Annotated in this window: 20 protein-coding genes and 2 pseudogenes; 12 read left to right on the forward strand and 10 right to left on the reverse strand. The window is 52.8% G+C overall.

Annotation, left to right across the window (positions count from 1 at the left end; all coding sequences use genetic code 11):
• Positions 1 to 11: 11 nt before the first annotated feature.
• Positions 12 to 236, reverse strand: coding sequence for a FeoA family protein (locus HCR03_RS08010; RefSeq protein WP_066649558.1), 225 nt, complete (start codon positions 234 to 236; stop codon positions 12 to 14).
• A 27-nt stretch (positions 237 to 263) separates the two neighbouring features.
• Complete coding sequence (locus HCR03_RS08015; RefSeq protein ID WP_228725153.1) at positions 264 to 542, reverse strand: FeoA family protein; 279 nt, start codon at positions 540 to 542, stop codon at positions 264 to 266.
• Positions 543 to 864: 322 nt separating this feature from the next.
• Here HCR03_RS08015 and HCR03_RS08020 point away from each other — a divergent pair, with 322 nt between their 5' ends.
• Positions 865 to 1,884, forward strand: coding sequence for a hypothetical protein (locus tag HCR03_RS08020; protein WP_187037527.1), 1,020 nt, complete (start codon positions 865 to 867; stop codon positions 1,882 to 1,884).
• A gap of 27 nt (positions 1,885 to 1,911) precedes the next feature.
• Here HCR03_RS08020 and HCR03_RS08025 read toward each other — a convergent pair whose 3' ends face one another.
• On the reverse strand, positions 1,912 to 2,451 hold the full coding sequence (locus tag HCR03_RS08025) for a GNAT family N-acetyltransferase (protein WP_228725154.1): 540 nt from the start codon (positions 2,449 to 2,451) through the stop codon (positions 1,912 to 1,914).
• 132 nt (positions 2,452 to 2,583) lie between these two features.
• Between HCR03_RS08025 and HCR03_RS08030 the strand changes: the two genes are divergently transcribed.
• Entirely contained in the window at positions 2,584 to 3,204 is a 621-nt protein-coding gene (locus HCR03_RS08030; RefSeq protein ID WP_187037529.1) for an HAD family hydrolase, read from the forward strand.
• Between the two features lie 148 nt (positions 3,205 to 3,352).
• Here the strand turns inward: HCR03_RS08030 and HCR03_RS08035 are convergent, their stop codons facing one another.
• The 3 genes from HCR03_RS08035 to HCR03_RS08045 all read right to left on the reverse strand — a co-directional run bounded on the left by HCR03_RS08035 (position 3,353) and on the right by HCR03_RS08045 (position 7,400).
• Entirely contained in the window at positions 3,353 to 3,694 is a 342-nt protein-coding gene (locus tag HCR03_RS08035; protein WP_187037531.1) for a P-II family nitrogen regulator, read from the reverse strand.
• Positions 3,695 to 3,710: 16 nt separating this feature from the next.
• Positions 3,711 to 4,943, reverse strand: coding sequence for an ammonium transporter (locus HCR03_RS08040; RefSeq protein WP_187037533.1), 1,233 nt, complete (start codon positions 4,941 to 4,943; stop codon positions 3,711 to 3,713).
• A gap of 282 nt (positions 4,944 to 5,225) precedes the next feature.
• Entirely contained in the window at positions 5,226 to 7,400 is a 2,175-nt protein-coding gene (locus HCR03_RS08045; RefSeq protein WP_187037535.1) for a glycoside hydrolase family 3 C-terminal domain-containing protein, read from the reverse strand.
• 385 nt (positions 7,401 to 7,785) lie between these two features.
• Between HCR03_RS08045 and HCR03_RS08050 the strand changes: the two genes are divergently transcribed.
• From HCR03_RS08050 to HCR03_RS08060, 3 genes are all read left to right on the forward strand, one after another.
• Positions 7,786 to 9,111, forward strand: coding sequence for an extracellular solute-binding protein (locus HCR03_RS08050; protein WP_187037536.1), 1,326 nt, complete (start codon positions 7,786 to 7,788; stop codon positions 9,109 to 9,111).
• Positions 9,112 to 9,224: 113 nt separating this feature from the next.
• On the forward strand, positions 9,225 to 10,112 hold the full coding sequence (locus tag HCR03_RS08055) for a carbohydrate ABC transporter permease (RefSeq protein ID WP_187037538.1): 888 nt from the start codon (positions 9,225 to 9,227) through the stop codon (positions 10,110 to 10,112).
• Positions 10,113 to 10,124: 12 nt separating this feature from the next.
• Positions 10,125 to 10,991 carry a carbohydrate ABC transporter permease gene (locus HCR03_RS08060; protein ID WP_187037540.1) on the forward strand — a complete coding sequence of 289 codons (867 nt, stop codon included), beginning with the start codon at positions 10,125 to 10,127 and terminating at the stop codon, positions 10,989 to 10,991.
• Between the two features lie 68 nt (positions 10,992 to 11,059).
• Here HCR03_RS08060 and HCR03_RS08065 read toward each other — a convergent pair whose 3' ends face one another.
• The 3 genes and pseudogenes from HCR03_RS08065 to HCR03_RS20295 all read right to left on the reverse strand — a co-directional run.
• Positions 11,060 to 11,917, reverse strand: coding sequence for a helix-turn-helix domain-containing protein (locus HCR03_RS08065; protein WP_066649584.1), 858 nt, complete (start codon positions 11,915 to 11,917; stop codon positions 11,060 to 11,062).
• A 312-nt stretch (positions 11,918 to 12,229) separates the two neighbouring features.
• Positions 12,230 to 12,619, reverse strand: a pseudogene (locus tag HCR03_RS20065) (substrate-binding domain-containing protein); the annotation flags it as partial.
• 95 nt (positions 12,620 to 12,714) lie between these two features.
• Positions 12,715 to 13,296, reverse strand: a pseudogene (locus HCR03_RS20295) (LacI family DNA-binding transcriptional regulator); the annotation flags it as partial.
• Positions 13,297 to 13,744: 448 nt separating this feature from the next.
• Between HCR03_RS20295 and HCR03_RS08080 the strand changes: the two are divergent.
• The 7 genes from HCR03_RS08080 to HCR03_RS08110 all read left to right on the forward strand — a co-directional run bounded on the left by HCR03_RS08080 (position 13,745) and on the right by HCR03_RS08110 (position 22,406).
• Positions 13,745 to 14,851, forward strand: a complete 1,107-nt coding sequence (locus tag HCR03_RS08080) for an ABC transporter substrate-binding protein (protein WP_166525050.1) — start codon at positions 13,745 to 13,747, stop codon at positions 14,849 to 14,851.
• Between the two features lie 72 nt (positions 14,852 to 14,923).
• Complete coding sequence (locus HCR03_RS08085) at positions 14,924 to 16,438, forward strand: sugar ABC transporter ATP-binding protein (protein ID WP_066649592.1); 1,515 nt, start codon at positions 14,924 to 14,926, stop codon at positions 16,436 to 16,438.
• A complete protein-coding gene (locus HCR03_RS08090) occupies positions 16,435 to 17,523 on the forward strand; it encodes an ABC transporter permease (protein ID WP_066649595.1) in 1,089 nt (362 codons plus the stop codon). Before HCR03_RS08085 ends, HCR03_RS08090 begins: the two co-directional genes overlap by 4 nt.
• A gap of 1 nt (position 17,524) precedes the next feature.
• A complete protein-coding gene (locus tag HCR03_RS08095; RefSeq protein WP_156989720.1) occupies positions 17,525 to 18,574 on the forward strand; it encodes an ABC transporter permease subunit in 1,050 nt (349 codons plus the stop codon).
• 16 nt (positions 18,575 to 18,590) lie between these two features.
• Positions 18,591 to 20,186, forward strand: a complete 1,596-nt coding sequence (locus tag HCR03_RS08100) for a xylulokinase (protein ID WP_187037546.1) — start codon at positions 18,591 to 18,593, stop codon at positions 20,184 to 20,186.
• A gap of 17 nt (positions 20,187 to 20,203) precedes the next feature.
• A complete protein-coding gene (gene araA, locus HCR03_RS08105; RefSeq protein ID WP_407926859.1) occupies positions 20,204 to 21,676 on the forward strand; it encodes an L-arabinose isomerase in 1,473 nt (490 codons plus the stop codon).
• A gap of 10 nt (positions 21,677 to 21,686) precedes the next feature.
• A complete protein-coding gene (locus tag HCR03_RS08110; protein ID WP_066649612.1) occupies positions 21,687 to 22,406 on the forward strand; it encodes an L-ribulose-5-phosphate 4-epimerase in 720 nt (239 codons plus the stop codon).
• 187 nt (positions 22,407 to 22,593) lie between these two features.
• Here HCR03_RS08110 and HCR03_RS08115 read toward each other — a convergent pair whose 3' ends face one another.
• The gene (locus tag HCR03_RS08115; protein WP_187037550.1) at positions 22,594 to 24,276 is read right to left on the reverse strand and encodes an SWIM zinc finger family protein; all 1,683 of its coding nucleotides are present in this window, start codon (positions 24,274 to 24,276) and stop codon (positions 22,594 to 22,596) included.
• Positions 24,277 to 24,343: the final 67 nt, after the last annotated feature.

Genomic DNA, 24,343 nt, shown 5'->3' on the forward strand with positions numbered 1-24,343 from the left:
ACACCTTTTCCTCATTCCGCCACAAGAATGTTTTCCGCTTCCGACTTGCGGATGGAAAGCTCGTAGCCCCGAACATTCACCTCAATCGGGTCGCCCAGCGGTGCCACCTTGCGAATCAGAATTTCCGCGCCTTTTGTAATTCCCATATCCATAATTCTGCGCTTTAGCGCTCCGGTCCCCGTCAATTTAGCAACCGTCACCGTTTGACCGCGCTTTGCGTCCTTCAAGGTTTTCATTCGATTTTCCCCCTTACCACTGATTCATCAGCCGACATAAACGCGGCCCGCCATCGCCCTGCTGATTGCAACGCGGGTTCCTTTGACATTCACAATAATGTTTCCTCCAAGCTCCGTAACGACGGTGACCGCCGCATCCGACACAAAGCCCAGGCTTGCAAGAAAGCGCCGGGTTTCATCCCTGCCGCGTATGGAATGAACCGATACCACTTGCCCCGGGCGAACCATGTTTAAAGGCATAACCCCCGAAAAACCCGCAGCCTTGTTTCCAATTCGTTCCCTTAAAACCGTCTGCTCCATATTCATGCCGTTACCTCCGTTAAATCCAACTGCCCGTTGTGCTTCTGTTTTTGGTAAGCATATGCTAACCTATGCGTATAGTTTACCTCTGCTAACTCAAAAAGTCAAGTGCATTCGGTTAAAAAGTTAGCTTTTCTCAGGCCGGCCTGATCTTTCTCCCGGAAAAACGGGCGAAAACACCGCTGCCGGGGTGCCGAGCCGTAATCAAATGCAGGCGCGAATATCCCGCGGGTTCTCGGAATATGAATGGATAGACAATCCCCATCAGATCAGGGTACTGCTCAGCGATCTTTGCCAAAATCCTGAACGGAGCAGAAAAGAGGATAATATGCTGTATATCAGAACCGACGCGGATCATGGAACCGCCCCGGAGCGCCTGACCGGATGTCTTGCAATTGCGGAAGAGCTCCGCCGGCGCGGGGAATGCTCTGTATTCCTGCTAACGGGTCCGGACATGGCGGAGCCGATCGGACGGAGCGGATTCCAAGCCATCGTTTTAGATCACCTCAGCAGCCCGGAATCCGAGGCGGAACGCCTGGTTCCTCTTTTAAAAAAGGAAAAAGCCGCGAAACTTCTGGTCGATCTTCCCCGTATCTCCGCCGGTTATTTTGAATCGCTGAACCATGCCGCCAAGCTGATTTATCTTGGAACGCAGGAGCAGGTTTTTCCGGGAATTCATTTGCTGATCAATTACAGCAACGCCTGCCGCATCGATTTTTATTCGGAAGCATATTGCGCATGCAGCACGAAACTGCTTTTAGGCGTCCGGTATCTGCCGCTGCGAAAAGAATTTCGCGAATTGCGCCCCATTGTCCGTGACCGGGTGAAAAATATATTGATGCCCGTAGGGGGAGCGGCCGAAACGAGTCCTGTCGGAAGGCTTGCCGAAGACCTTTCCTCCGCTTTTCCGAATTTAAACTTTATTCTCGCAGCGGAATTCCTAAACCGTGGAATTTCTTCTCTCGAAAAGCAGACGTCACGGCTGCGGAATGTGGAGCTTGTTGCAAATCCCGAAAATATGGCGGCCGTGATGAGAAACTGTGACGCCGCCGTATCGGCCTGCGGCATGCACTTGTATGAGCTGTGCGCCTGCGGGACGCCCACCGTGTGCTTTGCCCTGACGGCGGAACAGTCCGAATGCGGAAAGCAGTTCCATTTTGACCGCATCACCGCTTACGCCGGCGATCTCATCAGCAATTATGGCGCCTGTCTGTTTCGCATCACGGCTCGCCTGAAAAGCCTGACGGAAAACAATTCCCTGCGAAGGGAAACGGCCGTGCGGATGAATTCGTATCTCGACGGATTCGGCAGCCAAAGGATCGCGGAAGAAATTCTGAAGCTGAATTAACGGGTTTCTTCCGTCCTGCCTAAACTTTTAAGTGAGAAGAAATTCCATTTGGCAGTCGCAGGGTTCGGCATCCGCGAGCTTTTGATTGTATTCTTCCGCCTCCGTACAGCCCATCCGGCGATAAAACGCCTGTGATTCTTCGGATGAGTGCGCGGAGAGATAGAGCTTTTTTGCGCCAAGGCTCTTTGCGCTCTCACAGGCTTTCCGGAAGAGGCTTCTGCCGACTCCGCAGCCGCGTGACTCGCAGGATACATGCAGACTGGATAACTGCAAATATTGCAGCGATGACCCGAACGGTTCTCTTTCGACGGAGGAAAATCCAATCAGACGGCACCCGTCGAACGCGCCCGCTACTTTGCCGCCCATATGTACTGTGTTTCGCAGGCAGGACACCAAAAAAGCATAATCCTCATCGCTCCATTGCTCCGTAAAAGATATGTTCTTCAGAACCCATACGCCGTCTTCCTTCCTCCAGCAGCGTTTCACTTCCTGGTAACGGTTGAATTTCCGGAACAGCGAAGCGGTAATCTCCCTTTGGGAAAGCTGCTTGTAAGCAATCTGATTCAATGACTTCCTCCTGTAAAAAACCGGCGGTTTCCGGCAAATTCGGCGGACAAGCATCCGCCGGGTATTGACCAAACGGACATTCTATTTTATTATTATACTACTAACAATAAAAAAACAGGAATGGGTTTTAGCATGAATATTATTTTTGATATTGACGGAACTCTATGGGATTCCACAAAAGTAGTCGCAGCCGCATGGGCCAGGGCAGTCCGGGAAATCGGAGGAACCTTCGCGGAAATCACGCCGGCTGTTTTGAAAAAAGAATTCGGCAAATCCATGGACGTCATCGCGGACGATCTGTTCCGGGAAGCGGATTCGCACACAAAAAACCTGCTGATTCGTCAGTGCTGCAAAAACGAGCAGGAGGCTCTGGAGGAAAATACGGAAAACCTGCTTTATCCCGGCACCAAAGAAACGATTGAACGACTCTCCAAAGACCACCGTCTTTTCATCGTAAGCAACTGCCAGTGCGGATACATCGAACTGTTCCTTAAAAAGAGCGAAACGCAGCGCTATATTTCCGATTTTGAATCTTTTGGGAACACGGGCAAAAGCAAGGGTGAAAACATCCGGCTGCTGATGGAGCGAAACGGTCTGAAAGACGCGGTCTACATCGGCGACACACAGGGCGACTGCGACGCGGCGGCGGCAGCCGGAATCCCCTTTCTCTACGCAGCGTACGGCTTTGGGAACGTTCCGGAGGATACGAAGAAAATTGACAGCATCAAAGAAGTTTTAGAACTCATCCGTTAAAGGATAAAAGAACGAAAATCGAGGAACTCTGTTCTTTTCCCGATTACGAAAATCAGAGCGGCCCCCAGGCAAAGCGGGGGCCACCCTGTTTCTTTTGGAAACCGGCAGCAATTTGTTCTCTCTGATTGCGGATGTACCCTCTTGATTTTCAGCGGACCGTCAACTCGCCGCGTTCGCCGGTACGAATCCGGATCGCGTCCGATATTTCCGAGATGAATATTTTACCGTCGCCGATCTTTCCGGTTTTGGCCGTTTCGATAATTTTGCTCAGAATCTCTTCCAAGCGGGAATCCGGCACAACCAGCTCAATTTTAATCTTCTTAAGAAAATTATAATCGACTTCCGTTCCCCGAATGAACTCGCGGTAACCGCGCTGACAGCCGGAGCCCATGATTTGAGTCACGCTGATTCCGTTGACATTCATCGATTTTAAAGCTTCTTTCACATCCTCAAGCTGTTCCGGGCGAATATATGCTTCAATCTTCTTCATTCCAATTCTCCTCCGATCAATCCATTCCGTTGAAAGCCGGATAAGCCGGTTCCCCGTGTTCCGTAATGTCCAGGCCAATCGCCTCTTCCTTTTCCGAGACGCGGAGCCCCCTTGTCACCAACTTTGCAACCGCAGCAGCGAGGAGCGTCCCGACAACGGCAAATCCAATCGCCACGCCGATCGCCGCGATCTGCCGAAGAAACAGTTCCGTGCTGCCGAAAAACAAACCGTTCCACTTTGCGGAAGAATTAATGGAACTTTGCGTGAACAGGCCCGTCGCAATGCCGCCCCAAATTCCGCCGATTCCGTGGCATCCAAATACATCGAGCGCGTCGTCATACCCGAACCGTTTCTTAACGACGGAAATAAAGAAATAGGAAATCGGGCTTGCCAGCGCGCCGATGACAAGGGAAGCCCAAACCGGCACAAAGCCGGAACCCGGTGTGATCGCGACCAGCCCGACCACCAGACCCGTGGAGGCGCCCACCAGAGTAGGGGCTCCGTCTTTGTACTTCTCAATAAAAATCCAGGACAGCATCGCGGCGGCCGCGGAGGTATTCGTTGTCATAAATGCGTGAGCCGCCAGCGCGTTTGCCGCCCCGGCGCTTCCGGCGTTAAACCCGAACCATCCGAACCAGAGAAGCGCCGCGCCCAGAAAAACAAAAGGAACATTGTGCGGGTGGTAGGATATTTTTCCGTAATTTTTACGCTTACCTAAAACAATGGAAAGAATCAGTGCGCTCACGCCTGAGGTAATGTGAACCACGTTGCCTCCCGCAAAATCGACCGAGCCGATTTTCATCAGGAATCCCCCGACCCAAACCATATGCGCCATTGGGAAATAGACCAGAAACGACCAGACCGCGACAAAAACAAACAGCGAGGAAAAGCGCATCCGCTCCACAATAGCCCCCACAATCAGCGAGGGGGTAATCACCGCAAACATCATTTGAAAGATCGCGAATATCAGCGTGTTGGGGGAATAGGACGAATCGGAAAGCGTGTTGAAATCCATGCCGGCCCACCGAAGATTTCCGATCACTCCGCCGAGATCCCCGCTGAAAGACAGCGAAAATCCGACTAAAATCCAAAGCACCGCAGAAAGCCCCATCGTGAAAACGCAGCTCATAATGGTATTTACCGTGTTCTTTCGTTTGGTCATCCCGGAATAAAACAAAGCAAGAGCCGGCGTCATCAATAAAACCAGCGCCGAGCTTGTCAGCATCCATGCCGCGTCCCCGTGATTCATTCAAAACAACCTCCATCTTCCGTTTCCCGCGGCCGGGGATAAGCGTTATCCAGCCGGTCCGCATGAAAAAAGAAAGCCGACAATCCCCAAAAAGGAATTGCCGGCCTCATTGCCTAACAATATGATAGAGGCATGATAGCATATTTAATTAAGAAAATCAAGGCTTATAATTAATAAATGTTCGCGCAGACCGAAAAATATAACCTTTCTTCCCCGTTTTTCCTGATTTAGTTTTTTTATGGAAAACAAGGATTTTGACGGTCGTCCGTTGTTTGGCGGCAATTACCTTTGTATTTTCAAAGGGGAGCCCGTCACCGTAAAGACAGCCGAGGGAACGGCCGCCCCCAAAAGCTCCGCGCTCCGTTCGTCCGGCTGGCTTCCGCCCACGAAAACGCGGAATTCTCCCGGTTCCAGAATACAGGTTCCGCCGTTGTCGATCAGCGCCATCTGGCGCGCGGAAATGATAAACTTCACCTGTGCCGTCTCGCCCGGTTTTAAATGGATTCTTTGGAATCCGACCAGCTGATGCCTCGGGACCCGTACGCTTGCCTTCAGATCCCGCAGATACGCCTGGACGACCTCGTCCGATTCCCGTGTTCCGGTATTTCGAACCCACGAGGTAACTTCGGCGTCGGAACCGACTGAAATTTTTCTTTCCACAACCGGCCGCTCATAAGAAAATGTGGTATAGCTCAGTCCGTATCCGAACGGATACAGAGGCGTTCCATGAAAAAAGCGGTAAGTCCTGTTCTCCATGGAATAATCTTTGAAATCCGGCAGGTCGTCGTCGGAGCGATAAAAGGTCACGGGCAGCCTTCCCGCGGGAGAAAAGTCGCCGAACAGCAGGGACGCGACCGCCCTTCCGCCCTGAGAACCGGGGTACCAGGCCTGCAAAACCGCGTCGGCGTGTTCGTCCGCCCAACCGACCGCGAGAGCGCTGCCGGACAGCAGCACGACTACGACGGGCGTGCCCGTGGCCTGCACGGCTTCCAGGAGCGTCTCCTGATTGCCCGGCAGTTTCAGGTTTGGCCGGTCGCCGGAGGAAAACTCATTGGAAGTGTCGCCCTCCTCCCCTTCAAGGCTGGCGTCCAGTCCCAGGCAGACGACGGCCACGTCCGCCCGCTCCGCGGCGGAGACCGCCTCCGCCAGACGGTCGTTCTTCCACGAGAGGCGGCTCATGCTGTTTTGATAGAGATGGCAGCCCTCCGCATAATAGATCCTCGTTTCCGGGCCGACAGACCGCCGGATTCCTTCCAGCACCGTTACGGATTCGGACGGAGTCCCGAAATAGTTCCCGAGCAGAGCGGTCCGGCTGTCGGCATTGGGGCCGATTACGGCAATGGAACGGAGCCGCTCTCTGTCCAAAGGAAGGATTCCGTTCCGGTTGCGCAGCAGCACCAGCGACTTTTCCGCCGTTTGTTCGGAAAACTCCCGATGCTCTTCACAATCGTTTTTTTCATATGGAACGGAAGCGTAGGGCACGTGCTCCGCTTTGTCGAACATCCCCAGACGCATTCTGGTCAGCATGAGGCGATAAACCGCCCCGTCGATCTGCTGTTCCGTCACCAATCCGGCGCGGTGCGCTTTGACCAGGCTGGCAAACGCGCAGCCGCAGTTGAGGTCGCAGCCGTTTTTCAGCGCAAGGGCGGAGGACTCCTCAATATTCTGCGTCACCCGATGCGCCTCGTGAAAATCCTTGATCGCCCAGCAGTCCGACGTGGTGTAGCCCTTAAATCCCCATTCGTCCCGAAGGATTTCGGTCAGAAGGGTCCTGCTGCCGCAGCAGGGCTCGCCGTTCAGCCTGTTGTAAGCCCCCATCACGCCCTCCACTCCGGCTTCGCGGACCGCCGCCTCAAAAGCGGGCAGGTAGGTTTCCCACAGATCCTTTTGGGAAACCTCCGCGTTAAAGCTGTGGCGTTCGTCCTCCGGGCCGCTGTAAGCGGCAAAATGCTTGGCGCAGGCGGCCGCTTTCAGATATTTGGGATGATTGCCCTGAATGCCCCGGATAAAAGAGACGCAAAGCCGGGAGGTGAGGCAGGGATCTTCGCCGTAGGTCTCCTGCCCGCGCCCCCAGCGCGGATCGCGAAAAATATTAATGGTGGGCGACCAGAACGTCAGCCCCTTAAAAATATCATGGTCGCCCTTGCGCTGGTATTCATGGTATTTCGCCCTGCCCTCGGTGGAAATCAGGTCCGCCATTTTTTGAACCAGACCCTCGTCGAAGGTTGCCGCGATTCCGATCGCCTGCGGAAACACCGTGGCCACTCCCGCCCTCGCAACCCCGTGCAGCGCCTCCGACCACCAGTTGTAACTCGGTATTTCGAGACGTTCAATCGCCGGTGACTCATACTGCATCTGGGAGATCTTTTCTTCCAGCGTCAGGCGCGAGACAAGGTCCCCGGCCCTTTCTTCAAAACTCAGCTCCTCGTTCAGGTAGCGCGGTAAATTCGTCGTCATGGAATGCCTCCAAATTTGTAATTGCAGCGTTTGATATTATCTTATCGTTTTGAGAAGTAGTCGTCTTATCAGCCTTTGCCGTTTTTTGCTCATTTTTTGCTCTATTTGGCAAAGCGTATTGAACAAAAGATAGAACCTTTTTATAATGTTCACGAAAGGCATTAGAGCAATTAAATAATATTTCGTTAATTTTCGTTCTCTTTTAATTAAAAACTGATAAACCGATTTTAATGCCTTTGCCATATTTCGTTCAGGTCAAATAATTTGGCCGGAACAAATCTCTAAATGTGACCAATTTTACAACACGCCGCTTAATCAGAAAAAGGCCGAGAATCTTTCGTGACCCGCCTTTTTTGATTCGGACTTATTTTAAGGAGGAGAAATTATGAAGGCAAAGCATCTTTTCGCTGGCATACTGAGTTTGTCCGTCTTATTGACAACGGTTACCGCATGTGCCGGCTCCCCAAACGCCGGCAGCGCGCAAAGCGCGGAAAATCCGTCGCAGGCAGGGTCGGCTTCTTCGTCGGCCCCCGCTGAAAAAATCACGCTGACATTCTGGAACAACTACACGAACGACACCCAGCACACCATGGAGAATACCATTAAGCAGTGGAACTCGGATCACCCGAATATCCAGATTGAAGCGAGCTCCACCGAAAACAACGCCTACAAAACAAAGATCAAAACCGCGATCGCCGCGGACAGCGCCCCGGATATCATCTACACCTGGGCCGGCGGCTTCACCGAGCCCTTTGTCAAAGCGGGAAAGATTCTGCCCCTCGACGATTATCTGAACGACGGCACAAAGGACAAATTGCTGTCCGGCGCGCTGACCAACATCACTTTTGACGGAAAAGTATACGGGCTTACTTACAATCAGCAGGCCGGCGCGCTCTATGTAAACAACGATTTGTTCAAGCAGAACGGCGTCAAAGTGCCGACCACCTTTGACGAATTGCTGACCGCGGTCAAAACATTTAAATCAAAAGGAATTACGCCGATGACGGTCGGAGAAAAAGACGAATGGCCCGGCATGTGGTATTACGACATGATCGCGCTCCGCGAGGGCGGCGCTCAGCTCTGTCTGGACGCCCTGAACAAGAAGGAATCCTACGATCAGACGGCGTTTGCCGACGCGGCGCAAAAGCTGCAGGACCTGGTGGACGCGGGGGCGTTCCCTAAGGATGTCCTGGGAGTTACGCGAGACGAATCCGTCGCAATGTTTACCCAAGGCAAAATCCCGATGTATTTCGGCGGCAACTTTGACGCGCAGGTCATCGACGATTCCCTGAAGGGAAAGGTCAGCGCGGTGAAATTCCCGACGATCGCGGGCGCGAAAGGGACGGATACCGAATACCTCGGCGGCGGCGCAGACGCCCTGTGCGTCAGCGCGAACAGCAAGCATAAGGACGAAGCGGTTCAGGCTATCAAATACCTCGCCTCCGAATTTTCGAGTGGCATGTATCTGACGGGCGGCGGTCTGCCCGAATGGAAATACGATTCTCTCGACCAGTCAAAAATCGATCCGCTGTCCAAAGAGATCATGGATAATATCGTCAAGGGCTCGACCGGCAGCGTCCCCGCCTGGGATCTGTATCTGACCGGGGACGACGCGCAGACCCATCTGGACCTTGTGCAAAGCCTGTTCGGAAAACAAATTTCCCCGCAGGATTTTGCCAAGCAAATGCAGCAAAAAGTTAACAAGTCCTGAATCTGCCCGACGGAAAAGTCTGATTTTCCCTGTTATGCAAGTTTAACAGGGAAAATCCCTTTCCTACTAAAAAATGCCCGCTGTGAAAGATTCAGGAAAGAAGGCCAACCATCATGGAAAAAATGCTGCGCGATAAAAAAGCTATTTTTCTTTTCACTTTTCCAACATTCCTCCTTTTTACGATCATTGTCGTTTTACCCATTTTTTTCTCGATCCATTACAGCTCCCTGGACTGGGACGGCTTTTCTAAAGGAGTATTCGTCGGATTTACCAATTATAAAAATCTGTTTCTTAACAATACCGACGGCTTTTTGCAGTCGGTCGTAAACTCTCTGGTTCTGGCCCTGATCTCGGTCGGCATCCAGCTTCCGATTTCGCTGCTGTTGGCGCTGATCCTCGCAAGAGGAATCAAAGGGGAACGTTTTTTCAGGACGGTGTACTTCATCCCGGTCATCATCTCCACGGTCGTAATCGGGCAATTATGGATGAAAATCTACAATTCCGATTACGGAATGCTCAACGGGGTTCTAAGGGCCGTCGGCCTCGATTCCCTTACAAACGCCTGGCTGGCCGACTCAAAAACCGCCCTGGCCTGTGTTTTCGCCGCCATGCTGTGGCAATACGTCGGATACCACATGCTGCTGCTGTACGCCGGCGCAAAATCAATTTCGCCGGACATTTACGAAGCGGCGCGCATCGACGGGGCCAGCGAATTAAAAATCGCTTTTCATATTACAATTCCTCTGATGAAATCAATCCTTTGCGTTTGTATCATCTTTGCCGTCACCGGGTCGTTTAAGGCATTTGACCTGATCTACGTAATGACGGGCGGCGGTCCGCTGCATTCTACGGAAGTTCCCACTACATTAATGTACACGACCATTTTCTCCCGCTATCAATACGGCTACGGCAGCGCAATGGCCATTTTTATCATTGCGGAATGCCTTGTGTTCACACTGGTAATCAAAAAACTCTTCCGTAACGACCAAGACGAATCTTAAGTGGTGATACATATGAAAACACATTCCACCCATCCTGCTTTAAAAAAACAGAAGAAAGTCAAAGTCTCTTCGATTGTCCTGTACATTTTTCTGGGACTGTATACGCTGATACAGGTTTACCCCCTGATTTGGCTTTTTCTTTTCTCTTTTAAGAACAACAATGAAATTTACAGCGGAAACGCAATGGGGATCCCGAAAGTCTGGAGAATTTCCAATTACTTTACGGTGCTGACAAGCGGAAACGTTGCCGTTTACCTTCTGAACAGCGTCATCGTAACGGGGGCTACCATTATTGTTTCCACCATCCTGCTGACGACCTCCGCGTATGCCATCGTGCGGATGCGCTGGAGATGGAATCATCTTTTTCTGACATATATCCTTCTCGGCATGATGGTTCCCCTCCACGCCACACTCCTGCCGCTGTTCATTGTTTTAAAGAACATGAATCTGCTCAACAGTTATTTTTCCATTATCCTGCCCTATGTTGCGTTCGCTTTGCCGATGGGAATCTTTATTCTGGTCGGCTTTTTGCAGAATATCCCGAAGGAACTGGAAGAGTCCGCCTGTCTGGACGGCTGCGGCATCTACCGCATATTTTATTACATTTCTCTGCCCCTGGTCCGCCCTGCAATCGCGACCGTCGCCATTTTTACTTTTCTTTCCTCCTGGAACGAACTGATGTTTGCGAATACTTTTATCAGCGCCGACAAAATAAAGACCCTCACGGTCGGCATTATGTCGCTTTCCGGCCAGCAGGGCACCCAGTGGGGGCCGATCGGGGCCGGCCTTGTCATCGCCACGGTCCCCACGCTGATCATCTACCTGATGTTCAGCAACCAGATCCAAAAGAGCGTGATTGCAGGCGCGATAAAAGGTTAATCTTCCTTTTCACTTTCTTCCTATACAAACTTCCCCCGCCGCAGAGAACCTGCGGCGGGGGAAGTTCATTATATCCCGGTATGCAGCTTTCGAAAATCCCTTGGGGAACAGCCCTTCATCCCGCGGAACACCCGGTCGAATGTGGAAATGCTGCTGAAGCCCACGGCGTAGGCGGCCTCGGACACCGTGTAATTCGGGTCCATCATCAGCACCTCCGCCTTCTTGATCCTGTATTCGTTCAGATACTGATGAAAATTTTTCTCCGTGATTTCCTTGAACAGCCGCGAAAAATAATATTCGCTGAACCCGGCGGCATGGGCAATGTCTTTCAGTCTGATGTCCTCCGTGTAGTTTTTTTCAATATATGCCAATGATTTTCCGATTTTATCAAGACCGACATTTCTGTTGCCGTTTTTCATATTTCCGAGATTGACCGAAGCGGGGACGCACCGGCACAGAAGAACCAGAATATCCAGCATACGCGCCGTGTAATACAATTCGTCCGCGATTCCTCCAATCTGCTGCTCCTTCAAAATTTTCTGAATCTCCGTTTCTATTTGCGAATAGAGATCCCCGTCTTCCGGTGTGATCAGCCGCACGTCAAGCAGCTGCGTGTAAAGTCTTTCCAGATTGACGTAGGAATTCAAGTTGGAAAATTCAAAATTAATAAAGATCCTCGCCCCGGTCTCCGTTTCGCTGCAGAATTCATGAATATCGCCGCCAGGAATATAAAGAATATCTTTCTCTTTTAATTTATATTTTTTTGAATTCACCATAACGAAAAAGTCGTTTTTCAGCACATAAATTAATTCCAGCGCATTATGCCAGTGCGGCGGATAGGAAAAGTTGACATTCTGATTGACAAGCATTCGGAACGGATAACTATTATCAAAAATTTTCTTCTCATGGAACCCGTCAATAATCATAAAAGCCCTCCTCTGTCAAAGAGCCGCTCTGTTTGCTTTCCGCAGGAAACTTTCTCCTAGTTTATTCTACCACAAGATCCGTTGCAGTTCGAATGATTTTTCCGAATAGCGGAACAGCCGTCTTTCAGTGCTAACCAGAAAATGTTTCAGGCATATTGCTCTATCAAATAACATAAGCAGAGAGCCATCAGAAAAATCTGACGGCTCTCTGCTTTTTATTGCTTAATTATAGCAGCAACCAATACCTGCCCGATAGCAGACCCATGTGTCTAAAAAGGTTGTGTCCTTTCGGGGGAATGGATTTCTCCCGTATTACGTGCGGTAAGCCACAACGCTCTCCCGTTCCACAAGATGTGTCGAAATCGTGATGCGATAAACGCCGACCCTCCGGTCGGCCAACGTGTATTCTCCGTTCGTGATTCTTTGATGAAGAATTTCCATCGCGGTCATTCCAAGTTGTTCTTTCATCACGCGGATCGTGGTAAGCGTTGGGTCAATCATGGTGCAGACCGGCATGTCGTCAAAGCCGATGACCGAAACATCCTGCGGAATGCGGTACCCTCTGGATTTCAGCGCGCGGATGCAAGCGGCTGCGATAATATCGTTGTCCGCAAAAAAAGCCGAGAGCGGTTCCCTCCCGCATCCAGCCAGGCGCACATGTCGTAATAGGCCTGCTCGGAGGAAATGCCGACATCGATTGACTGAAGGGGGGCCAGACTGTCGATTTCCCGTTCTTTTCGCGCTTTCAAAACGCCGGCCTGCCGCTCGTTGAAATTGTCAATGCGGCTTTTTGACCGCAGATAGCCGACGTCGGGATGTCCTTTCTCAAACAGATACGTGACTGCCTGATAGGCACCGCGAAGATTATCGGAAACCACGCAGTCCACGTCCACCATGCTGGTTGCGTTATCCACCAGGACGATGGGGATCACCTGCTTTTCCAGACCGTGCGTGTACGCTTTGTTGATGTGCCTGTCCTCCACTTCGGTCGCCAGAATAATAATCCCCGCGGCGTCCTTGCAGATTGTTGAGATTTGGTCTTCCCAGTTGCCGCTCGAATAAAAATAGCTGATCAGGACATTGTATCCGTACTCTTTTGCCCTTGCCTCAATCCCCTGCAGAACTATGGAGTAAAATGATGTTTCCTTCACGGTGTCTCCACCTTCCAGAAAAATCACATAACGAATATTCTGCGATGCGGCCGGAAGAATCTTTTTGGGAACCGAATAGCCCATACGAACGGCTTCCGCCAGAATTTTCTCTCTGGTTGCAACGCTCACGCCGGGCTTGCCGTTCATGGCAAGGGAAACGGCGGAAGCGGAAACGCCGAGTCTTTCGGCGATATTTTTTGCGGTGACCTCCAATTTCTCTACCCCCATTAGAGTGTAATGAAAAGATTAAAGCTTGCAGAATTTGAAAAAAGTAGAGGAATCAATCACGGCGGACCTTGCGACAGTGCGCGAAGAAGCATGCCTGTAGACTGATTTTATTCTATTATAGGGGAAAACGCACCGAAAATCAAGCAATCCAACTAAATTAATTTATTAATTTATAAAAAAATTGATATAATAAATTAAGTTAAATTTAAATAATGCATAAGTTATAAAAGCGCTATATATACATAATAAATAAAATTATCCCTATCGCCCATTTTAATTATTGACAATTAGTTCATAAGTGCTTAAAATAAACTAAAGTAAAGAAAATATTTTTTCTAAATATTATATAAAATTTATATCCGTGCTTTCGTTCTCCCAAGTCTGCGTGCCTGCGTGCAAATGCGCGTCAAAATAAAGGAAAGACAATTATTACGAAAAAGGGGAGATCATGATGAAGAAGTTTTTGGCGTTCGCAATGTCCCTAGCGATGGTATTTTCTCTGGCAGCTTGCAACTCCGGCGGCTCTTCCGCAAGCAACGCATCCGAAGACAGTACTTCGGCGGCTGGTTCCTCCGAAGCCGGCGCGCCGGCCGGCAGTTCCGGCGGCGACCTGATTACCGTGGGCTTTGCGCAGGTCGGGCACGAATCGGACTGGCGCACAGCCTCCACCAATTCCGTTCAGGCCGCATTTTCCAAGGATAAAGGATTTGATCTGCAGTTCGTGGACTGCGATAACAACTCCGCCAAGCAGTTGGAAGCGGTCCGCAACTTCATCCAGCAGGGCGTGGATTACATCGTGATTGACCCAATCGTCTCCACAGGCTGGGACACCGTTCTGACCGAAGCGCAGAGCGCCGGGATTCCCGTAATCGTCATTGACCGCACGATCGACGATTCCGACAAGTACGTCTCCTGGGTAGGCTCCGAATTCACAAACGAAGGACTGGCCGCCGGAGCATGGCTGAAAGCCTATGCCGAAAAGAAGGGCATTAAGGAAATCAACGCCCTGGTAATCGAGGGCACCACCGGTTCTTCGGCTCAGATCGGCCGTACAAACGGCTTCAAGAAATACGCCGACGCGAACGGCTGGAAAATCCTTGATTCCCAAAGCGGCAACTTCACTCAGGACGGCGGGCAGTCCGTCATGGAATCCTACTGCAAATCTTATCAGGGCAAGTTCAATGTGGTCGTCTGCCAGAACGATAACGAAGCGTTCGGCGCCGAGGACGCCATGAACGCAGCCGGCGTGAAATACGGAATTGACGGAGACGTGGTCCTGATTTCCTTCGACGCCTGCAAGGCCGGGCTGAAAGAAGTGCTCTCCGGCAAGATCAACGCGGACTTTCAGTGCAATCCGCTGCAGGGACCTTTCTGCGCCGACATCATCTCGAAGCTGGCCGCCGGGCAGACGGTTGAAAAGAAAACTTACATGAAAGAACCGTGGTATGTGTCGGAAGATGTCCTGACTGATATTTCCTACACAAACAACGCGGGCAATGACGTCACCGAACCGCTGATTCACGTAACGCAGGACGTTGTTGACAAAGCCTATTAACCGCTGACCGGGAAAAGGGTGGCCCCTCACGTCGGAGCCACCCTTTTAAACTACAGAAAGAGGAGCATGGCCATGGAGGAACAAATTCTGATTACAATGCGGGACATTACAAAAACGTTTCCAGGCGTCGTGGCCCTCGACCATGCGCAGCTGACTTTGCGGAAGGGCGAGATTCATGCGCTGATGGGAGAAAACGGTGCGGGAAAGTCAACGATCATCAAATGCCTGACCGGCGTTTACGAGCGCGATGCGGGAGAAATCCACATGGCGGGCATCGAGGGCAACATTTTCAACCATTCCACACAGGAGGCACAAAAAATCGGAATCGCCACTGTGTACCAAGAGGTTAACCTGTGTCCAAACCTCAGCGTTGCGGAAAATCTGTTCATCGGCCGGGAACCCCGCACAAAGCTGGGAATGGTCGATTGGAAGGTCATGAACCGGAAGGCGCGGAAAATTATGGACGACTTAAAAATCCGCCTGGACGTGACCAATATCCTGGAAAATTATTCCCTTGCAATTCAACAGATGGTTGCCATCGCGCGCGCGGTGGATATGGACTGCAAGGTTCTGATTTTAGATGAGCCCACCTCTTCTCTGGACGACACGGAGGTTGCAAAACTGTTTCATCTGATGCGCGGTCTGAAGAAAAAGGGTGTCGGCATTCTTTTTGTGACGCACTTTCTGGAGCAGGTGTACGAGGTCTGCGACCGGATCACCGTCATGAGAAACGGGAAATTCGTGAACGAGTATGACGTTGCGGAGCTGCCGCGCATGCAGCTTGTCGCAGCAATGCTGGGCAAGGATTTCGACGATCTGGCAACCATCAAGCCGGAGGGAGCCTCGGCTGCCGGAGGAGAACTGGTGGTGGAAGCGCGGAATCTGAGCCACAAAGGAACCATCAAGCCTTTTGACTTCGAAATCCGCAAGGGCGAGGTCGTCGGCGTCACGGGGCTTCTTGGCAGCGGGCGCAGCGAAATGGTCCGCTGCATCTACGGAGTGGACCGGGCGCAGACCGGGACGGAAAAGATGCACGGAAAGGACCTGAAAATCAACGCGCCGATTGATTCCATCAAGGCCGGCATGGGCTTTTTGCCGGACGACCGAAAAGCGGACGGCTGCTTCGCGGAACTGTCCGTGAGAGAAAATATCATTTTGGCTCTGCAGGCCAGGCAGGGTTTGTTCCATACGCTGCCCATGGCAAAGCAGAACGAGCTGGCGGACCAATTTATCGATCTGCTGCAGATCAAGACGCCCTCCCGGGAAACGCCGCTCAGCCAGCTCTCCGGCGGAAACCAGCAAAAGGTGATTCTGGCGCGCTGGCTGTGCACTCATCCGGACTTTCTGATTCTGGATGAACCGACGCGCGGAATCGATATCGGCACCAAGACGGAATTCCAGAGGCTTGTGCTGAAATTTGCTTCCGAAGGCATGAGCATCGTCTTCATTTCCTCTGAAATCGACGAGATGCTGCGAACCTGTTCCCGCATGTGCGTTATGCGGGACGGGGCCAAAGTGGGAGAAATCGATGGTGAGATGACGCAGGAAAGCGTCATGGCCGCCATCGCCGGAGGTGAACAGCAATGAGCGTTTTGAGAAACAGTCTGCAGAGGGCGACGAGGCAAAAACTGTTTCTGCCCATTTTCTGCATGGTTCTGGTCCTGCTCATTAACCTGATGAAAAGCGCAAGCTTCTTTTCCATCGCCATCAACAACGGGGTGCTGTACGGGCGCCTGATCGACATTCTGAACCGGGGAAGCGAAATCGCCATTCTGGCTGTCGGCCAAACGCTGGTTGTGGCCGTTTCCGCGGGCACCGATATCTCGGTCGGCTCCGTCATGAGTCTTTCCGCCTGCGGATGCTGCACGCTTCTGGCCGGCTACGGCGTGAACAGCACCAGCACCCTGGTAATGCCGATGGCCCTCGGAATGCTGGGCGGAGTTCTGTTGGGCGGTCTGTGCGGCGCGTTCAACGGCGTCCTGGTCGCCAACCTGAAAATCCAGCCCATGGTGGCTACTCTGATCCTTTTCACAGCGGCCCGGGCGATTGGTCTGCTGCTGTGCGACAACCAGATCACTTACATCCGATACGACCCTTACAAGTATCTCGGCAACTTTATCCCGGGCATTCCGATTCCGACGGCGATTTTCGTCACCATCGCCGTGATCTCGGTGGCGGCGCTTTTTCTGAGAAAGACCTCGCTCGGCCTGTACATTCAATCCGTCGGCGTCAACAGCCGGGCGGCACATATTTCCGGCATTAACTCCGGCTGGATCTGCTTTCTCTGCTACCTGATCTGCGGCCTGTGCTCGGGAATCGCCGGTATCGTGGCATCTTCCCGCATCTATTCGGCGGATTCCAACAACATCGGCCTGAATTTTGAACTGGACGCGATTCTCGCCGTGGCGCTGGGAGGAAACAGCCTGGCCGGAGGCAAGTTTACCCTGGCCGGTTCCATCATCGGCGCCTACACGATCCAGGCAATCACCACGACGCTGTTGGCCATGGGCGTTTCCACCGACCAGGCCCCCGTCGTGAAGGCTATCATCGTTGTGATTATCGTTGTTGTGCAGGCTCCCGTTTTCAGAGACTGGATCGGAAACCGCTCCGCGCGAAAGCTGACAATCGCCAAAGTCGCCGCCGAGTCGGGATCCGGAGAGGGGGTTGCGTAACATGAGCGGGAAAGATCAACTCGACCGGGCGAAACGCGGCATAGACAGCAACACGCTGCTGCTCTTTATTACGATTGCGCTGTTTGTCGTGATGTATGCCGTCGGCTGCATTGTCTACTCCGGAAAAGGCTTTGCCCATGTGCAGACCTTTCTGAATCTGTTTATCACAAACGCCGGCCTGATCTGCGTGGCCTGCGGCATGACCTGCGTGATGCTGACCGGCGGGATCGATATTTCGGTCGGCTCCCTGATCGCGATGGACTGCATGATTCTTGCCTACGGGATGGGGGTAAAAGGATATCCCAGCATTCCGCTGCTCGTTTTCGTACTGACGGTCGGCATTGTGTTCGGCTTCGTTCAGGGCTTTCTGGTCGGCTATCTGCAGATCCAGCCATTCATTGTTACGATGGCCGGTCTTTTCTTCGCCCGAGGGATGACGGCGGTGATTTGTACGGACCAGATAAGCATCACGGAAAAGGCCAACCCCACTTTTTATGCGTGGGCAAACGCAAAGATTTACCTGCCGGCTTTCCTGGGCTATACCAACAACAGAGGGAAGGTCCAGATCCCGTTCATCCGCCCCACGGTCATAATTGCCCTTGTGACGGTGGTTGTTATCTTTCTTTTGTTAAAGTACACGAAATTCGGCCGCGCGCTGTATGCGGTGGGGGGAAATGAAACATCGGCGGCCATGATGGGCCTGAACGTGAAACGCACCAAGCTGATGGCTTATGTCCTGTCCTCCTTCCTGTGTTCCATCGGCGGCATCTGCTACTGCCTGAACACCATGTCCGGCTCGGTGCAGCAGGCGAAGGGCTTTGAAATGGATGCCATCGCGTCCGCCGTCATCGGCGGTACGCTGCTGACCGGCGGAGTCGGCAATGTGATCGGTTCGCTGTTCGGCGTCCAGATCACAGGTACCATTCACACGCTTGTAACCACGAACGGCAAGCTGCTGTCCAGCTGGGCTAATATCGCCACGGCCGCTCTGCTGTGCTTCTTCATCGTCCTGCAAAGCGTGTTCGCCTATGTGAAAAATCGCAGCAAATAGCGAAAGGGGCCTTTCGATGAGACAAGATGAAATCAAACGCGCAATCATTGCCGGAAATACTTCGCTCGGCATCGAGCTGGGTTCGACCAAAATCAAGGCGGCCCTTCTGACTGAGGATTTTATCCCGGCCGCTTCCGGCAGCCACGATTGGGAAAGCTCCTATGAAAACGGAGTCTGGACTTATTCTCTGGAAGATGTATGGGACGGGCTGCGGCACTGTTACCGGAATCTGGCCTGCGACGTGCTGGACCGGTACGGAGTGGAGCTGACAACGGTCGGCTGCATTGGGTTTTCCGGTATGATGCACGGTTATCTTCCCTTTGACCGGAACGGCCTGCTCCTGACGCCGTTTCGCACCTGGCAGAATACTGCGACCGGCCCGGCGGCGAAAGAGCTGTCGGAGCTGTTTCAATTCAATGTCCCTCAGCGATGGAGCGTCGCCCATCTGTATCAAGCCGTCCTGAACGAAGAGCCCCATGTGAAAAATCTTGCATTTCTAACAACGCTGGCGGGCTATGTCCACTGGCAGATGACCGGACGGAAAGTTCTGGGGATCGGCGACGCCTCCGGAATGTTTCCGATTGACAGCGGTACCTGTGATTATGACGCCGGCATGCTGACGAAGTTCCAGGAAAAGGTCTCCTCCCGATATTCCTGGAAGCTAAAGGACCTCCTTCCCCGGGTTCTCCTTGCCGGCGAGGACGCGGGGACATTGACGGAAGAGGGAGCGAAAAAGCTGGATCCGTCCGGCAGGCTGCGGGCGGGCATTCCCGTCTGTCCTCCGGAGGGAGACGCGGGTACCGGCATGGCGGCCACAAATTCGGTAACCGCGCGCACGGGAAACGTTTCCGCCGGAACCTCCATCTTTTCCATGGTGGTTTTGGAGCGCCCCCTTACGGACCATTATCCGGAAATCGACTTGGTCGCGACTCCCGCCGGAGTGCCGGTTGCCATGGTCCATTGCAACAACTGTACCGGCGACATGAACCTGTGGGCGGAGCTGCTGGGAGAGTTTGCGGAAATGATGGGGATTCCTGCGGGCCTGGACGAGATCTATCCCGCGTTTTACCGCAAAGCCCTGGAGGGCGATCCTGACTGCGGCGGTCTGCTGCTCTACAATTACCTGGCGGGAGAGCCGGTTGCCGGAGTCGCCGAGGGGCGGCCCATGCTGATCCGTTCTCCCAAAAGCCGCTTTTCGCTTGCAAATTTCTGCCGCGCAAATATTTACGCGGCGCTGGCGGCGCTCAAACTGGGAATGGACCTTCTGGCAAAGGAAAACGTTCAAATAGATCGTCTTACCGGACACGGCGGGCTGTTCCGCCACGCCGGTGCCGGCGCCCGATTCCTCGCGGCCGCGGTGAACGCTCCTGTTTCAACCATGGAGACCGCGGCGGCGGGCGGTCCGTACGGAATGGCTTTGCTTGCAGCCTATTCCATTCGGCGCAAGAAAGGAGAATCCCTGGAGGAGTTCCTTTCCACCCGGGTTTACGCCGGGATAAAAACAGTTACCACTTGGCCGGATCCTGCGGACGCAAAGGGCTTTGAACAGTTCCTGAAAAACTTCAAAGCCGGCCTTGCCGCTGAGAAAGCGGCGGCAGAGTGCATGAAATAAGAGAATCGAGGATGAACATGCTGAAAGATTATGAATTCTGGTTTGTGGTAGGCTCGCAGTCCCTGTATGGCCCGGAGGTACTTGAAACGGTGGCGCAGCGCGCCCGGGAAATGGCGGAAAAGCTCAGCGAATCCAAAGAAATTCCCTGCAGAATCGTTTACAAGGCTACGGTGGAAACAGAGGCGGAGGGCACACGGATCATGCTGGACGCCAATTACGACGAGCGGTGTGCCGGCGTCATCACCTGGTGCCATACGTTTTCTCCCTCCAAGATGTGGATTCACGGCCTGCAGCTTCTGCAAAAGCCCTGGTGCCATTTCGCGACTCAATACAACCGGCATATTCCGGATAAAGAAATCGACATGGATTACATGAACCTGAACCAGTCGGCCCACGGCGACCGGGAGCACGGCTTTATCGGGGCCAGAATGCGCCTTTCCAGAAAAGTCGTTGTCGGTTACTGGGAAGACGCCTCCGTTCGAAAGGAGCTGGGGAGCTGGATGCGCAGCGCGGTTGGCGCGGCTTTTTCCAGAAAGCTGCGGCTGATCCGCTTCGGCGACAACATGCGCGATGTGGCGGTCACGGAGGGCGACAAGGTCGAGGCCGAAATCAAGCTGGGGTGGCAGGTGGATTACTGGCCCGTGGGGCATCTGGCCGAGGTGATGAACGAGGTCTCCGAACAGGCAGTCGACTCCAAGATGGAAGAATACCGGTCCCGCTACCTCTTTGCGACCGACGACTTGGACTCCGTCCGCTGCCAGGCCAGGGAGGAAATCGCGATCAGAAGGATTCTGAAACGGGAGGGTGCGCTGGGCTTTGTCGATACCTTTCAGGACCTTTACGGCATGGAGCAGCTTCCCGGACTCGCTTCGCAGAACATTATGGCGGACGGAATGGGCTTCGGCGCGGAAGGAGACTGGAAAATTTCCGGCATGACCGCGATTGTAAAGGCGATGGGAGAAGGGCTTGAGGGCGGTTCCACGTTCATGGAGGACTATAATTACGACCTGGAACCGGGCGGAGAGCTTTCTTTGGGAGCCCACATGCTGGAGGTTTGTCCTTCCGTGGCGGCTGAAAAGCCCCGCATTGAGATTCACCCGCTGAGCATCGGCGACCGTAAGCCGCCGGCCCGTCTGGTGTTTGAAGGCGCGGCCGGAACCGGCGCCGTCATTTCTCTGATTGACATGGGCGGCCGGTTAAGACTGATTGTGCAGGACATCGAATGCATTCGGCCGACGATGAAAATGGAGAACCTGCCGGTGGCACGCGTCATGTGGAAATCCGCTCCCGACCTTTTGACCGGCCTGAAATGCTGGATTCTGGCCGGCGGCGCACACCACAGTGTTCTGACAACACAGATCAATGCCGGAATCATGGAGGACTGGGCTGAAATTATGGGGATTGAGTTTGTACATATTTCCAGTGAAAGCACCGCCGAAGGATTAAAACAGCAGCTGTTCCTGAATGATCTTGCTTGGAAGTTGAAATGAGAGGAAAAAAATGCTGGAGAAACTGAAAGAAATCGTGTGTGAGGCAAATCGGCAGCTGCCGAAATACGGATTGGTGACGTTTACCTGGGGCAATGTGTCCGGCATCGACCGGGAAAAGGGCCTGATGGTCATCAAGCCCTCCGGCGTGGAATACGATGAAATGAAGCCGGAAAACATGGCAGTTGTGGATTTGCTGGGCAACCGGGTGGAAGGAATTTACAAACCGTCCAGCGATATGGCTACTCATCTGGCGCTGTATCAAGCATGGCCGGAACTTGGTGGAATCGTTCATACGCATTCCCGCTGGGCGACCAGCTTTGCTCAGGCAGGGCGCGGGATTCCGGCGCTGGGGACCACACAGGCAGACTATTTTCACGGCGAAATCCCCTGCACCCGCCCTATGCGCCCGAAGGAGATCGGCAGTCCGGACGACGCTGCCGCGGAAAGCCCTTATGAAAGGGAAACAGGCAATGTCATCGTAGAGACGTTTCGCCGGCTGGGAACCCTCCCCGGGGAGGTTCCAGGCGTGCTTGTTTACAGTCATGGTCCCTTTGCGTGGGGGACGGATCCTTGGAGCGCCGTACACAACGCGGTAGTCATGGAGGAGGCGGCGTTCATGGATTTCCATTCCCTTATGCTGGAGCCACAGCTGCCCCCTATGCAGCGGGAGCTTCTGGATAAGCATTTTCTGCGCAAGCACGGTGCCCACGCCTATTACGGACAAAAATGAAAGCAAACGGATTCAGCCGGCAGACAGAACCCCGTGAGCTGTCCGGGGGAACCAGCTCTGCCGACATTTCAAACAAGGCGATGGCTCATAAAGGACCTGAAAGCGCGGGTGCCGCCCACCCGGCACAACCGATGTTCCTCCCGGCCGGGCTGCCGGAACCGCGACGCGATGGAATAAAAGTCCGCCCCTACTTTAATTTAGAAAGCTTCCCTTGCAGCTTCGACAGCTCGTCCAGAAAAGCGCTTCTGCGGGGATAAGTCTGAGCCAGCGAGGCAATCAAATGCGCTGCCGTTTCTTTTCCCCCGCTCTGATATAGTCCTCTGATTTGACTGCACACCCTTTTGTACTGGGGACGCGAGTTTGCCATTTCAGCGGATTTGCGGATTGCCCTATCATAAATGGGAAAAACCTCCGTGGGAAACAACGGCGCCAACAGGGAACCGTATTGAAACACGCTTTCCGGATATTTCCTGACGGTATCCATGAGCAGCCGATGCTCCCCCGTATGCTCCAAAAGCTGTTGATATTGCCAGAATGAGAGCTTTGTTTCGCAGTCGTTCATCAGATTCGGATATTCTTTTTCCCAAGTTCCATCAGCATTCAGCAGTTCTTTCAGTCGGTCAAAATAGTCCAGACTGCCTGTGAAAAGAAGAGCCTTTGCGGTATCAGCCTGCTTTCCAGATTCATGAAGAAATCCGTATATCCCATACAAATATTCCAGCCAGTCCGTCCGATTAAACCGCTCCTTTGACGACAGCTTTTCCAGACACAGCCGTTCCGCTTCCAGGTAATTCTTTTTCTCGATGGCCCGTTCCAATGCCATTTTGCGAAACCTGTCCCATTTTAGATTCGCATACAGATATTCTTCCCCCGCACCCGCACCGTTTAATTTTTCGATTGATTCCATCCGGAGCAGAGCGTTTTCTTCCAGTGCATAGTCGCTGTAATTTCTGCTTTCCTCCTTTTCCTTCATTGCATTGAGAACGGCATACCATTTCATGGAGTTTTTCTCTTTTAAAAAGCATACCGCGGTATGCAGCAAAGAATAGGCGTCATCGTCCCAGCCGTCGAAGCGTTTTTCCTGTGATACTTTCATCAGACGGTCCAGACACTGCTCTTTCTCTTTATCCGTCCCAACATCGGAGATCTCTTTGCAACAGGTTTGAAGCAATTCCTGCGACCGACAGAGAACATCCGTCAGGCTTCCGGAACTGCTGTCCGCGATGGAAGCAAGCCGGACTCCGGTTCTTATGATCTCCAGTATGATGCGGAACGCAAGCGTGAGCTTTTTCTCTTCCAGTCGATCCTGTGCCGTATTCAGGATTCGGTCCAGTTCCGCACAAATTTCGTCGCAGCCGCGCCAGTCGATAAAACCTCCGTGAGTGCCGAAGCGCACCGCTTCTTTCATCTGCTCTTTGATCTTGGAAAATACCTGATCGTCATTCAGGCACCCGGAAGTCAGTAAAACTTCATTTTCGAAGTCACGGTCCCTTTCTGCCTGGGCAACCACAAGCTTCCGGAGCTGCTCCAGCGACAGGGCTTCCACGCACTGTGAAAAGTCTACCGGGCGGATTTCCCCTGTCTTCTTGTAATTCCCGTCCCGGATTGCCAAAAACACGGCAACGAGATGCTTGCAGATATCTCCGAATTCATACGGACAACTGCATCCATACGACAGCACCTCTCCGCTCTTTGGGTCAATGGAGACCCGCACCTTGTAAGGCGTCAACTCACTGCCTTCCACTGAGGCAGTGAAATTTCCGTTGGAATCGCCGGAAAGATCCTGCACCATCCCGGATTCATAATACGCGCGGCCTCGCTCTAAAATCTTATCCTCCACGGCTTCCAAAAGAGTCTCAACGTCATTCAAAGATGTCACTTCCTTTGCGGCCGAAGCTTCCGCGAACTTCTCGGCTGCGGAGTTGTCCGGTCATAAA

It is taken from the genome of Caproicibacter fermentans (assembly GCF_014303955.1).
GTDB lineage: Bacteria > Bacillota > Clostridia > Oscillospirales > Acutalibacteraceae > Caproicibacter > Caproicibacter fermentans.